Raw genomic sequence first — 12,742 nt, forward strand, 5'->3', positions numbered from 1 at the left:
CCGCTGTCACGCTATTTCGATGTGCGGGCCGAACCGGACGACGGACTAGAAGCCACAGCTCACGTAGCTGCCGCCGTCGCTCAGCAGGTCGTCCCGGACCCAGCCGGTGACACCCGTCGAGTCGTTCCGGAGGAACGTCCAGGTGTAGCCGTCGTTGCCCGCGGTGTAGCAGTGGTAGTCGAGCGACTGGGTGTTGTAGGCGATGCCCTTGGCCGTACAACCGGTGCTGGAGCCGCTGCGCTCGTTGGCGCCGTTGGCCGTCTTGTTCCAGGAGCTGCTGTCCTTGTCCGAGACCGTGGTGCCGCACGAGGCGTGTGCGGCCGCCGGCGTGGCCATGGACAGCGGAACAGCGATGGCAACGGCCGCGAGTGCGGGAACGATTGCCGCGAGTCGACGCTTCATTTCATACCCCCTGTATGTGATTCGTCGCGCTGCAGAGCAGCGACCCCTGCACCCCTTGTGGCAACTGGGGCGCCGGTGGCTTAAGTACGATCACCGGACATTCATACTGAAGAAATAATTCCGCCTAGGACTGTCCATTTCTGACACATCAGAGGCTGAAATCGATTCGCGAGAAAATTCGCCATTCCCCGGGTTTTCTGGCTGACAGCGCCCTCTTGCGATCCACCGAGATCCAGGGGAGTCCACACCGAAAGGGTCCCGCCGATGAGTTTCCGGCTCCGGGTTCTCGGCCTGCTCACGCTGGTCGCCATGGCCACCACCGCGGCCACCGGCTGGCTGACCCTGCGACAGGCGAACCGCCAGGTCCAGGAGACCGTCACGGCCGGTCGCCAGGAGGTCTCCCGGATCACCGGCGAGCTCCGGACCTACGGATTCACCCACGGAACCTGGGACGGGCTCTCGCCCACGGTGGCCTCCCTCGCCCAGGACACCGGCCAGCGCATCCGGGTCGCCACGGAGTCCGACGTCCTGCTCACCGACTCCGACGCCCTCGCCGGACGTACGCCCCGCGAACCCAGCAGCCAGCCTCCGGTGCTGGTGGACCCGCGGCCGGTGCTGAGGGTTCCCGCGGCCCAGGTGCGCCGGGTCTCGATGAAACAGGTCGCCGAGGCGATCGCCGGATACCGCACCGAGGCCGCCTACGCGGCCTGTCTGACCCGGGCCGGAGCCGACGTGACCGCCCGCCCCGACAAGCTGGGCATCCCCCGGATCGAGGCCGACCGGCGGCCCGCGCAGTGCCCCGCGCCGAAGGACTCGGCCGATCCGCTCACCCCGGCGGATCTGATCGCCCTCCAGCCCTGCGAGGCCCAGCAACAGTTCGCCGCCTGTCTGCGACGGGTGTTCAACGAACGGATCGGCCCGGCAGCCCCGCCCCGGCTGGAGGTCCACCTCGGCGTCCGCAACGAGTCGGCGCCCACCCTGGCCGCCGCGCCCACCGTGGCCGTCACGGCGGGCGTCACCCTCGCGGTCGTCGCCGTCGCCCTGCTGCTGAGCCGGGCCGTCCTGCGTCCCGTACGGGCCATGACCGTCGCCGCGAAGGGGCTCGGCGAGGGCGACCTCGGGCGCCGGGTGCCCGTGTCCGGGCGGGACGAGATCGCGCAGCTCGGCGGCGCCTTCAACCGGATGGCCGACTCCATCCAGGCCGGTGAGGAACGGCAGCGCCGGCTCACCGGGGACATCGCGCACGAGCTGCGCACCCCGCTGGCCAACCTGCGCGGCTACCTCGAAGCGCTGCGGGACGGGGTCGTCGAGCCGACCCCCGAACTCCTCGACTCCCTGCACCGGGAGGCCCTGCTCCAGCAGCGGATCGTGGACGACCTGCAGGATCTCGCCCTCGCGGAGGCGGGCGCGCTCACCTACCACCCCACCGACGTCGACCTGCGCGACCTTCTGGAGGCGGGCCGCCGGGCCCATCTCGCCCAGGCCGAGGCGGCGGGTGTCGCGCTCGTGCTGGAGGCGTCGGCGCCGGTCCGTGTCACCGCGGACAACGACCGGCTGCGCCAGGTCGTCGGCAACCTGGTCGGCAACGCGCTGCGGGCCACACCCGAGGGCGGCTCGGTCACCCTGGCCGTGATCCCCCGGGGTGAGCTTGCCGTCGTCGAGGTCCGGGACACCGGCAAGGGCATAGCGCCGGAGGACCTGCCTCACCTCTTCGACCGATTCTGGCGCGCGGACGTCTCGCGGGGGCGGGCGACGGGCGGGAGCGGGCTGGGCCTGTCGATCGCCCGCCAGATCGTCACCGACCACCGGGGGACGATCGAGGTCCGGAGCGCGGTGGGGGCGGGGACGACGTTCACGATCGTGCTGCCGCGCTCCGCTGGGCAGCCAGGTGTCTCACCGCGGCCCGGCGGTGGCTGAGCGCGCAGTTCCCCGCGCCCCTACAACCGCGAGCCCTCCGCTCGCGACCGGCCGCTGCTTCACCGCCGGCCCGCGGGGGCTGAGCGCGCAGTTCCCCGCGCCCCTAAACGGCACCCCCGCACCACGAGCCCCCCACTCGCAACAGGCCGCTGCCTCGCCGCCGGCCCGCGGGGGCTGAGCGCGCAGTTCCCCGCGCCCCTGAACAGCACCCCCGCACCACGAGCCCCCCACTCGCAACAGGCCGCTGCCTCGCCGCCGGCCCGCGGGGGCTGAGCGCGCAGTTCCCCGCGCCCCTGAACAGCACCCCCGCACCACGAGCCCCCCACTCGCGACCAACAACTGCCTCACCCCCGGCCCGCAGGGGCTGAACGCACAGTTCCCCGTGCTCCTTCAGGGGGTTCCTGAGCCGTCTGCCAGGCGGTAGCCCCGGCCGTATACCGTTTCCAGGAGGCGGGGGCCTTCCTGGCTGCCGGCCTCCAGTTTTCTGCGTAAGTTCATGACGTGGGCGTCGACCGTCCGCTCCAGCACATCGCGGTCGTAGCCGAAGACGCGTTCGATTATCTGGGCCCGGGTGAAGACCCGGCCGGGTTCGCGGGCCAGGGTCTCCAGGATGTTGAACTCCTTGGAGGTCAGCGGCACCGGCCGGCCTGCCATCCGTACCTCGAAGCGCGCGGTGTCCAGCTCCATCTCGCCGACCCGCAGCAGCGAGGGCTGCGCAGCCGCGCCCGCCTTCCGGGACCGGCGCAGCAGGGCCCGGACCCGTGCGGTCAGTTCGCGGGGACTGTACGGCTTGGTGAGGTAGTCGTCGGCGCCGAGGTCGAGGCCGAGGAGCATGTCCTCCTCGGTGGTGCGCGCGGTGAGCAGCAGAATCGGTACGTCCGACTCGGTGCGCAGGATGCGGCACACGTCGAGTCCGTCGACCAGGGGCAGCATCACGTCGAGCACGATGAGGTCGGGGCTCGTCGAGCGGGCCCGGTCCAGTGCGGCGCGGCCGTCGCCGACCACCTGGACGGCGTTGCCCTCCCGTTCCAGGTAGATCCGGATCAGGCGGGACTGCATCTCGTCGTCTTCGGCGACCAGAATCCGAGCGCTCAACGGTTCTCCCCCAGCGAGGTCCTGCGCGTCACAGCACCGTACTGCCCCCACAACGCCGATCGGCACCGGTCCCTCCCCACGTGGGGACCGGTGCCGAACGATGGACGGGGACCCGGGAGGAGTCCGGACGGTGCCGGTTCCGCGGATCTCGACCCGCGCGGTGCTACCGACTCCCCCGGCTGGCGAATCCCGGAAGCTGTGGCCGAAAACGTCCGGCCTCCGAACCGCCCCCGGGATCGCTGCGCTGGTGGTCCGGTTGGACGCCACGCGGCTGGTTCCTTGTTGCGGCATGATCCTGCCATTTCCGGCTCCCCGAGAGGAGGTTCCGGTGCAGGGCTGACGACGTAACCGCAGGTCAGCCGTATAGAGTGGGTTTTCCGGTCCGGATGACACCGGATGACGCACGCGAAGGAAGTAAGGGGTGGAGACCTTGAGTTCCGACTCAGGGGCACGCACGGCCTTCGCGGAGCGGCTCTCCCTGCTGTACAAGGAGGCCGGTAATCCTCCCCTCAAACGGGTGGCCGAAGCCGTCGTCCAGCTACAGCGGGTCGACGAACGAGGGCGCCCCGTCCGAGTCTCCGTACAGCGGATCAGCGACTGGCGGCGCGCCAAGAACGTGCCGGCCCAGTTCGTCGCCCTCGCCGCCGTACTGAGCGTCCTGGTGCCGCAGGCCCGGCGCGCCCGGCCCGTGCCCGTCTCCCCCGGTCTCTACGACATGGCCCAGTGGCAGCGCCTGTGGGAACGCGCCGTCGCCGACCCGGTGGTCGACCGGGTCACCGGCCCCCTGGACATGGAGGAACCGCCCGCCGCCGAGGTCGCGGCGGTGCCGGGCGGGGTGTGCCCCTACCGGGGCCTCGCCTCGTACCGCCTGGAGGACACCCGGTGGTTCTTCGGCCGGGAGCGCAGCACCGACGCCCTCGTGGCCCAGCTCCGCGCGGCGGGGACCACGGCGAGCGGGGACAGCGGCACCGGCGGCGGCCTGGTCATGCTCGTGGGCGCCTCCGGGGCGGGCAAGTCCTCCCTGCTGAGCGCCGGGCTGGTGCCCGCGTTGCGGGAAGGCGCACTGGGCGGCCCGGGCCGGCCGGCCCCCGAGATCCTCTCGCTCGTCCCGGGCAGCGATCCCCTCGCCGAACTGACCAGCCGTGTACCGGCCCTCTCGGAGATCCTCACCCCTGCCGGACAGCCGGGGATCGAGCCCGGTACGCCCGAATTCGCCCGTGCGGTACGGGAAACGGTCACCGCCTGGTCCCGCCGCGACGCCCCCGCCGACTCCTCCATCCCCTTCGGTCGTCCCGTCGTCATCGTCGACCAGTTCGAGGAAACGTTCACTCTCTGCTCCGACGAGACAGTGCGGAACACCTTCATCCAGTTCCTCCACGCCGCCTCCTCGCCCCCCGGCCCAGGTGAACGGTCCGGTTCCGGTGAGCAGGCGCCCGCGCTCGTCGTCCTCGGGGTGCGCGCCGACTTCTACGACCAGTGCCTGCGCCATCCCGAACTCGCCGACGCGCTCCAGCACCGGCACATGGTCCTCGGGCCGCTGACCAGCGCCGAGCTGCGGGAGGCGGTGACCGGGCCGGCCAAGGCCGTCGGACTGGAGCTCGAACCGGGGCTCGCGGAGCTGATCGTGCGGGAGGTGAGCGCCGACGGACCGCGCGGCACGCACGACGCGGGCGTCCTGCCCCTGCTCTCGCACGCCCTGCTCGCCACCTGGCAGCGCCGCAAGGCGGGACGGCTGACGCTGTCCGGCTACCGCGCGGCCGGCGGTATCCAGGGAGCGGTGGCGGCGACCGCCGAGCGCGCCTGGGCCGACCTCGACCCGGCGGCCCGTACCGCCGCGAGGCTGCTGCTGCTCCGGCTGGTACGGCTGGGCGAGGACACCCAGGCCACCCGCAGACGCGGTACGCGACGGCAGCTGACCGCCGAGTCGGCGGACCCGGACAAGACGCAGGAGTCCCTCGAAGCGCTGGTCCGCGCCCGGCTGGTGACGCTCGACTCGGAGAGCGTGGAGATCACCCACGAGGCACTGCTGCACGCCTGGCCGCGACTGCGCGAGTGGATCGACGAGGACCGGGGCGGCAACCTGCTGCGCCAGCGCCTGGAGGACGACAGCCGGTCCTGGGAGGAGTCGAAGCGTGACACCTCCCTCCTCTACCGGGGCTCCCGGCTGGAGCAGGCGCACACCTGGGCGAAGTCGGCCGGTGACACCTTCCTGACCCGGGGCGCGGTGCAGTTCCTGGCCGCCTCGGTCAGGCTGCGCCGGCGTACCGTCCTGATCAGCCGCGCCGCCGTCGCCGCGGTGGTCGCGCTGGCCCTGCTGGCCGGGGGCGCGGCACTGATCGCCCGGCAGCAGCGCGACGACGCGGTGTTCGAGAACGTGCTCGCCGAGGCGGACCGCGTCCAGTCCAGCGACCCGTCGCTGTCGGCGCAGCTCAGCCTGGTCGCCCACGGGCTCCGGCCGGACGACGCGAGCACCCGCAGCCGGCTGATCTCGATCGTGAACACCCCGCTGGCCACCCCGCTGACCGGCCACACCGGCGCCGTCTACCTGACCACGTTCAGCCCCGACGGACGGCTCCTGGCCACCGCCAGCTACGACGGGACCGTACGCCTGTGGGACGTGTCGGACCGGGCGCGTCCCAAGGCACTCGGCAAACCCCTTGCCGCGAACGCGAGTTGGGTGAGCAGCGCGGTCTTCAGCCCGGACGGGCGCACCCTGGTCAGTGCGGGCGACGACGGCACGATCCGCCGCTGGGACGTGACCGACCCCGCCCGTCCGCGCCCTCTCGGCACCCCCCTGAACGGCCACGACGGCACGATCTATCTGATCGCCTTCAGCCCGGACGGCCGTACGCTCGCCTCGGCCTCCGAGGACCGAACGGTCCGCCTGTGGAACATGGCCGACCCGGCCCGCCCGGCCTCCGTCAGCACCCTCACCGGCGCGGGTGCCGCCGTGCGCGCCATCGCGTTCAGCCCCGACGGGCGGAGACTGGCGGCGAGCGGCGACGACCGGGTGATCCGGCTGTACGACGTGTCGAAGCCGCGTGACCCGAAGCCGTACGGCACGGAACTGACCGGGCACACGGACCTGGTGCACTCCGTGGCCTTCAGCCCCGACGGCCGCACCCTCGCCAGCGGCGCCGCCGACGACACGATCCGGCTGTGGGACGTGTCCGACCCGGCGCACGCCGCCCAGCTCGGCGCGCCGCTGACCGGGCACACCGACGCGATCTGGTCGGTGGCGTTCAGCCCGGACGGGACCACGCTGGCCGCCGCCAGCGCGGACGGCACGGCGAGCCTGTGGAACGTCAGCGACCCGCAGTACCCCTCGGAGGTCGGCGAACCCCTCGCGGGCAGCAGCGGCGAGATGTACGCGCTGGGCTTCAGCCCCGACGGCCGTACGCTCGCCACCGGCAGCGGCGACCGGAAGGTGCGGCTGTGGTCGCTGCCCACGTCGGACATGATCGGCCGCATCGGCGTGTTCCGCCCCGACGGCAGGCTGCTCGCCACGGGTTCGCGCGACGGACGGGTCCGCCTGTGGAACGTGTCCGACCCCGAGCACCCGGTGGCCGAGGGTAAACCGTTCACGCCCGGGGAGGGCGAGGTACGGTCGCCGGTGTTCTCCCCCGACGGCCGCGTTCTCGCGATGGCGAGCGGGAACAGCACGGTCCAGCTGTGGAACGTCAGCGACCCGAAGCGTCCCGTGGCCTTCGCGGACCCCGTCCAGCTGAAGACCCGGTTCGCGGCCACCGTGGCGTTCAGCCCGGACGGACGCACCCTGGCCACGGCGTACGAGGACTTCACCGTGCAGTTGTGGGACGCGACCGACCCGGCGCACCTGCGCCCGCTGGGCCCCCAGCTCACCGGATACAAGGGCTACGTCGACTCCTTCGTCTTCAGCCGGGACGGCCGGACGCTGGCCGGCGCCAGCGCGGACGGCACGATCCGCCTGTGGGACGTCACCGACCCGGCCAGGGCCATCCTTGTCGGCAAGGTGCTCAGGGGACACCTCGGTCCCGTCAACGAGCTGGCCCTCAGTCCGGACGGCCGGACGCTGGCCAGCGGGAGCGACGACGGCACGGTCCGCCTCTGGGACGTCTCCGACCCGGCCGACGCCCACAGCGTGGGTTCCCCCCTCACCGGGCACACCGAGGCGGTCGAGGCACTGACGTTCAGCCCGGACGGAGACGTCCTGGCGAGCGGCGGCAACGACAACACCGTCCGGCTCTGGGAGGTGGGCGATCCCGCCAGGGCGAAACCCATCGGCCAGTCGATGAGTCCCAACGCCAAGACGGGCAACTTCCTGTCGTTCAGCCCCCACGGCGACTTCGTCGGGGTGTCGAGCGGCGCGGACACGGTCCGGCTGTGGAACCTCGACGTCGACCACGCCGTCGAGCACATCTGCTCGACGACCCGCGGCGTCCTTACGGCGGAGAGGTGGCACGAGTATCTGCCGCAGCTGTCGTACGAGCCACCGTGCGACGGGTGAACCGCCGACGGGTGAACTGCCGACGAGTGAGCTGCCGGCGGGTGAGCAGCCGGCGGGTGAGCAGGGAGTCGTGACCGCCTACCCGAAGTCGTACACGCCCCAGTCGGTGAGCAGCCGGTAACCGATGCGCCGGTAGAGGGCGTTGCTGGTGGGGTTGGCCGGGTCGGTGTACAGCACGACGTCGGTGGCACCGGCGGCGAGCGCGGCGCGGGTGACCTCGACCGTCACGGCGGCCGCGTACCCCCGGCCGCGCAGGTGGGCCGGCGTGTAGACGGGGTCGACCCGGACCTGGCCGCCGACCAGCGGGTTCACGCCCGCCATGGAGACGGGGGTGCCGTCCGGGGTCTCCCAGTAGGTGTAGCTCTTCTCGCCGAAGCGGGTGCGGGGCCAGGTCTCGGCGTTGATGGTGACGTCCTCCCCGAACTCCTGCGCCGCCTCGCGGCACCACTGCATGAGGTGTTCGTGGTCGTCGTCGCCCACGAGTCGTCCCCGGCCCGCCGGGACCGGCTCCGGCGGGGCGAGCGTGCCGAGGCGGTAGAGGTGGATCCGGTTGCGGAAGGCCGGTGTCGCGCCGGTGCGCCGCTGCCAGGCCTCGGCGAAGGCGGTGGCGGTGCCGATCTCCGCGCTGACGCCCGGGAGTCGGTGGCCGAGGGCGACCAGGTGGGCGGCGAGGCCGTCGGCCTGCCCGGGGGTGAGCGAGGTGGTGCTCAGGAGTCTGTGCGGGGTGAGCCGGTAGAAGACGGCGGTGACCTCGCCGGCCTCCTCCAGCAGGCCGAAGGCGGGGTCCTCGGTGACCTGCGCGTCGGCTCCGCCTGTCCGCAGCTTCTCCAACGTGGTCAGCGCGGTGGTGTGCAGGGCGGGCCTGGAGCGCAGGAAGCCTCCGGCGCGGGCGAGGAATTCGTGGAGGTCGTCGGTGAGGTACCAGTCGTCCGGGCGCATGCTTCATGATCTCCGACGCGTTCGGCACAGGCACAAGGGGCGTACTCGGAAAGTACTGAGAAGTAGTTGGGGAACGGTTGTACTGAAGTGAGCGTTAAAGTGAGTGATCCCGATCACAACTGGTCGTTGTTGCGGAGCAGTCGGCTCCCACTGAGCAGCCAGTGTTGTTACCCTTGGCCAGAGCCCGATCGCTGGTGCATCCCCCGTCGCCAGCGGTCGGGTTCTTCTATGCCCGCAGGCCCCCTCCACGCGCGTGGGTCACGAACTCGTGGGCCTGATGATCTGCCACTCCTGGTCATCGGTGTTGGAGCAGGTGAACAGCGTGAGGTTGGTTCCCTTGCCGCCGGTGCTGAAGCCCGCGACGTCCAGGCACGCGTTGTCGCTCGCGTAGTTGCGGATCCAGTAGGCGCCGCTCGCCTGCTTGGCAAGCCACCACAGCTGGTTGTCTGCGGTCGTGCCGTCGCAGGTGTACCGCAGGATCGGGGACCTGATGGGCTGGGCCTTGTAGTACCCGAGATCCATGCACAGCCCCTCCCTGACATTGCGCATCTGGAAGAGCGCCGTGGCGCCGGGACCCAGCTTCGGGTACCTCACCTCAAGGTTCCACCGCTGGGTGGGGGACTTCTCGTCGCACGTCGACTGCACCACCCGGTTCTTCGAGTCGGTGTCGTCGGCTGCCGGGAGATCGGCGCACATCCTGGTGGTCGGGTTGCGCAGCATGATGTCGTACGCGGGCAGCACGCTCGGGGCCTTCGGCTTGGCGGGCGCGGGCTTCTCGCCCCCACCGCCCCCGCCCCCGTCGGCCTGCTCCGAGTCCGTCGGCGCGGCGACCGGCGGGTCCGACTCGACCGGCGGCGCCGACACCACGGGCGCCGAGGGCTGGACCGGGGGCGCCGAGAGGGCGGGCGGCAACGTGCTGACGGCGGCCTCCTGCCACTCCTTGGCGCTGCTGACGACCCGGGGCTTGTAGGCGATCCACAGCATCGCGAAGGTGATCGCGAGCGCCAGGAAGATCCCGAGCGCCCCTGCCAGCCAGCCGGGCAGGAAGCTCCGCTGCACATAGGTGCCCTCGACGGCGAGCGGCGTGACGCCCGACCGCTTCACCGCGAGCGTGTACGGCTGCTCCTGCTTGGACCCGAACCAGATGATCTGCCGGGGCTTCAGCGTGGCCTTCACGAACGCGGCACGGCCGGGCTCGATCTGGATGTTGGCCGGATGGATGTCGTACGACAGCTGGTCGCCGTTGTCGTGCCCGCTGAGGGACGCGGTCACCTTGGTGTTGCCGAGGTTGTCGACGGCCAGCTTCGGCCGTCCCCGGAGCCGGCCCTTCACCGTCGGGGGTACGAGCTCGGCACGCACCTCCGTGAAGGGGGTGATCGTCAGATTCCCCTCGGGGACGGTCGTCGCCTCCGGATACTCGGTCGGCGTGATCCGTACCGCGTACGCGTTCGGGCCGGCGGTGGCGTCCGGTGTGCGCGGGGGCGCGAAGGTCAGTTCCACCGTCCCTGTCGTGCCCGGGTACAGCCGCAGCGAGGCGGGTTCCACCGTCGTCCAGGGCGCGAGTGCCCCGACAGGTTCGAAGCGGTACTCGTCGACCACGTCACCGGTGTTGCGCAGACGCAGCCGCGCGGTCGCGGTGCCGCCGGGATCCACGGTGGTCGAAGCAGGTTCGAGGGAAGTCCATAGGCTCACTGTTCGACGCTACGGCCGTGCGGGTCATCCGTCAGGAGCCGTCAGGGCAGGCCGGGCTGCCCAGAGGGGCACCGATCACCCCGCCTCACCTCACCTCACCTCACCTCACCGACAGCGCCGGTACGCCCCTCACCTCCCCGCCGCTGCCGCTGCCGCCACCGCCGCCCGGGCGCGCGACCTGAAGGCCTCCAACTTGTCCACCGGCTCGACCAGTTGGCGACTGCGGGAGCGGACGGTGACGTCGTGGCCCTCGGCCGCTGCGCGCAGCGCGCCGACCGTGGCCCGGTCCTTCGGGATGTGGGAGAAGGGGTCGAAGGAGTACCAGCGCATCGCGTTCTCGTGGGTCATCTTGACGATGTCCTCGTCCGGGACGGAGTGCTTCCGCAGGACGCCGTCGATCTGCTCCGGCGCGTCCGGCCACATGGAGTCGCTGTGCGGGTAGTCGCCCTCCCAGCAGATGTTGTCGATGCCGATCTCGTGCCGGAGCTTCACGCCCAGGTCGTCGCTGATGAAGCAGGTCAGGAAGTGGTCGCGGAACACCTCGGAGGGCAGCTTGCCGCCGAAGTCCTGGAGGGTCCACGTCGCGTGCATCTCGAAGGTGCGGTCGACGCGCTCCAGGAAGTACGGGATCCAGCCCGTGCCGCCCTCCGACAGCGCGATCCTCAGGTCCGGGTACTCCTTGACGGGCCTGGACCAGAGCAGGTCGGCCGCGGCCGAGACCAGGTTGATCGGCTGGAGGGTGATCATCACGTCCGGCGGTGAGTCGACGGCCGGGATGGCGAGCCTGCCGGAGGACCCGATGTGAACCGACATGACGGTGTTCGTGTCGGACAGCGCCTGCCACACCGGGTTCCAGTACTCGTCGTGGAAGCTCGGGTAGCCGAGGGCGGCCGGGTTCTCCGGGAAAGTCAGCGAATGGCAGCCCTTTTCGGCCACCCGGCGGATCTCGCCCGCGCACAGCTCCGCCGACCAGATCGCGGGCAGTGCCATGGGGATGAAACGGCCCGGGTACGCACCGCACCACTCGTCGATGTGCCAGTCGTTGTACGCCCGCACCAGCGCGAGGGAGAAGTCGTCGTCCTCCGTGGCGAAGAGCCGTGCCGCGAAGCCGGGGAAGGAGGGGAAGTTCATCTGGGCCAGGACGCCGCCGGCGTTCATGTCCTTGATGCGCTCGTGGACGTCGTAGCAGCCTGGCCTGATCTCGTCCATGCCCTGGGGGTCGAGGCCGTACTCCTCCTTGGGGCGACCGGCGACCGCGTTCAGCGCGGCGTTGCCGATGGTGTTGTCGCGGAACTGCCAGACGTCACTGCCGTCCTCGCGGTGGACCAGCTTCGGAGCGTCGTCCAGATACCGCTTCGGCAGGTGGTTCACGAAGATGTCGGGCGGCTCGATGATGTGGTCGTCCACGCTGATCAGGATCAGGTCGTCCCGTTCCATGACGTTCCTCCACAGTGATTCCGACCTTCTCTGTAAACGTAAATTAGCTTCTCACTTTCAGAGAATCAACCATCCGGACGTAAGCGGGAAGGGCCCCGATCCGCTCGGTCCGCGCGTTCGTAGAATCACCGGGGCCCGCAGCACGCACGTCGACGGATGAGTGAGAGCACTGTGTTCGAGTACGAGAAGGACGGCGCGTCGATCTACCGCCAGTCCTTCGCCACCATCCGCGCCGAGGCGGACCTCGCCGGGCTGCCCGCCGACGTCGCCCAGGTCGCCGTACGGATGATCCACGCCTGCGGGATGGTCGACCTCGTGGGCGACCTCGGCTACACGCCTGACGTCGTCACCCGCGCCCGCGAGGCCCTGCGCGCGGGCGCGCCCGTCCTCTGCGACGTCTCGATGGTGGCCAGCGGCATCACCCGCGGACGGCTCCCCGCCGGCAACGAGGTCATCTGCACACTCACCGACCCGGCGGTGGCCGACCTGGCGGCGAACCTCGGCACCACGCGCAGCGCCGCCGCGCTGGAACTGTGGCGCGACCGGCTGGAGGGTGCCGTGGTGGCCGTGGGCAACGCCCCGACCGCCCTCTTCCGCCTGCTGGAACTGATCGAGGAGGGTGCCCCCCGCCCGGCCGCGGTGATCGGCGTCCCGGTGGGCTTCGTAGGCGCCGTCGAGTCGAAAACCGCACTGGCCGACCACCCGTCCCGCCTCGAACACCTGGTCGTACACGGCCGCCGCGGCGGAAGCGCCATCGCGGCAGCGGCGGTGAAC

8 protein-coding genes are annotated in these 12,742 nt (G+C 71.2%); 3 read left to right on the forward strand and 5 right to left on the reverse strand.

The annotated features are described in order from the left end of the window. Positions 1-45: 45 nt before the first annotated feature. Positions 46-402 (reverse strand): hypothetical protein, encoded by a 357-nt coding sequence (locus tag STRTUCAR8_RS00885; RefSeq protein WP_006373475.1) that lies wholly within the window; start codon positions 400-402, stop codon positions 46-48. A 264-nt stretch (positions 403-666) separates the two neighbouring features. Between STRTUCAR8_RS00885 and STRTUCAR8_RS00890 the strand changes: the two genes are divergently transcribed. Then, a complete protein-coding gene (locus STRTUCAR8_RS00890; RefSeq protein WP_006373472.1) occupies positions 667-2,319 on the forward strand; it encodes a sensor histidine kinase in 1,653 nt (550 codons plus the stop codon). A 390-nt stretch (positions 2,320-2,709) separates the two neighbouring features. On the opposite strand, the gene STRTUCAR8_RS00895 is transcribed toward STRTUCAR8_RS00890, so the two are convergent. After that, on the reverse strand, positions 2,710-3,414 hold the full coding sequence (locus STRTUCAR8_RS00895) for a response regulator transcription factor (protein ID WP_006373473.1): 705 nt from the start codon (positions 3,412-3,414) through the stop codon (positions 2,710-2,712). Between the two features lie 421 nt (positions 3,415-3,835). Here STRTUCAR8_RS00895 and STRTUCAR8_RS00900 point away from each other — a divergent pair, with 421 nt between their 5' ends. Continuing rightward, positions 3,836-7,900 (forward strand): nSTAND1 domain-containing NTPase, encoded by a 4,065-nt coding sequence (locus STRTUCAR8_RS00900; RefSeq protein WP_006373474.1) that lies wholly within the window; start codon positions 3,836-3,838, stop codon positions 7,898-7,900. Positions 7,901-7,978: 78 nt separating this feature from the next. On the opposite strand, the gene STRTUCAR8_RS00905 is transcribed toward STRTUCAR8_RS00900, so the two are convergent. The 3 genes from STRTUCAR8_RS00905 to STRTUCAR8_RS00915 form a co-directional block, all read right to left on the reverse strand. Then, a complete protein-coding gene (locus tag STRTUCAR8_RS00905) occupies positions 7,979-8,839 on the reverse strand; it encodes a GNAT family N-acetyltransferase (RefSeq protein ID WP_006373471.1) in 861 nt (286 codons plus the stop codon). Between the two features lie 258 nt (positions 8,840-9,097). Next, the gene (locus STRTUCAR8_RS00910) at positions 9,098-10,531 is read right to left on the reverse strand and encodes an RICIN domain-containing protein (RefSeq protein ID WP_006373476.1); all 1,434 of its coding nucleotides are present in this window, start codon (positions 10,529-10,531) and stop codon (positions 9,098-9,100) included. Between the two features lie 129 nt (positions 10,532-10,660). Next, positions 10,661-11,968 (reverse strand): amidohydrolase family protein, encoded by a 1,308-nt coding sequence (locus tag STRTUCAR8_RS00915; RefSeq protein WP_006373477.1) that lies wholly within the window; start codon positions 11,966-11,968, stop codon positions 10,661-10,663. A gap of 156 nt (positions 11,969-12,124) precedes the next feature. Between STRTUCAR8_RS00915 and STRTUCAR8_RS00920 the strand changes: the two genes are divergently transcribed. Further along, a partial coding sequence (locus tag STRTUCAR8_RS00920) for a precorrin-8X methylmutase (RefSeq protein WP_044471418.1) occupies positions 12,125-12,742 on the forward strand: 618 nt, incomplete at its 3' end.

This window comes from Streptomyces turgidiscabies Car8, from assembly GCF_000331005.1.
Lineage (GTDB): Bacteria > Actinomycetota > Actinomycetes > Streptomycetales > Streptomycetaceae > Streptomyces > Streptomyces turgidiscabies.

What these genes read in the sequence shown, in the direction of transcription:
- STRTUCAR8_RS00885 (WP_006373475.1), bottom strand. Translation starts at nt 402, where the DNA reads ATGAAGCGTCGACTCGCGGCAATCGTTCCCGCACTCGCGGCCGTTGCC.
- STRTUCAR8_RS00890 (WP_006373472.1), top strand. Translation starts at nt 667, where the DNA reads ATGAGTTTCCGGCTCCGGGTTCTCGGCCTGCTCACGCTGGTCGCCATG.
- STRTUCAR8_RS00905 (WP_006373471.1), bottom strand. Translation starts at nt 8,839, where the DNA reads ATGCGCCCGGACGACTGGTACCTCACCGACGACCTCCACGAATTCCTC.
- STRTUCAR8_RS00915 (WP_006373477.1), bottom strand. Translation starts at nt 11,968, where the DNA reads ATGGAACGGGACGACCTGATCCTGATCAGCGTGGACGACCACATCATC.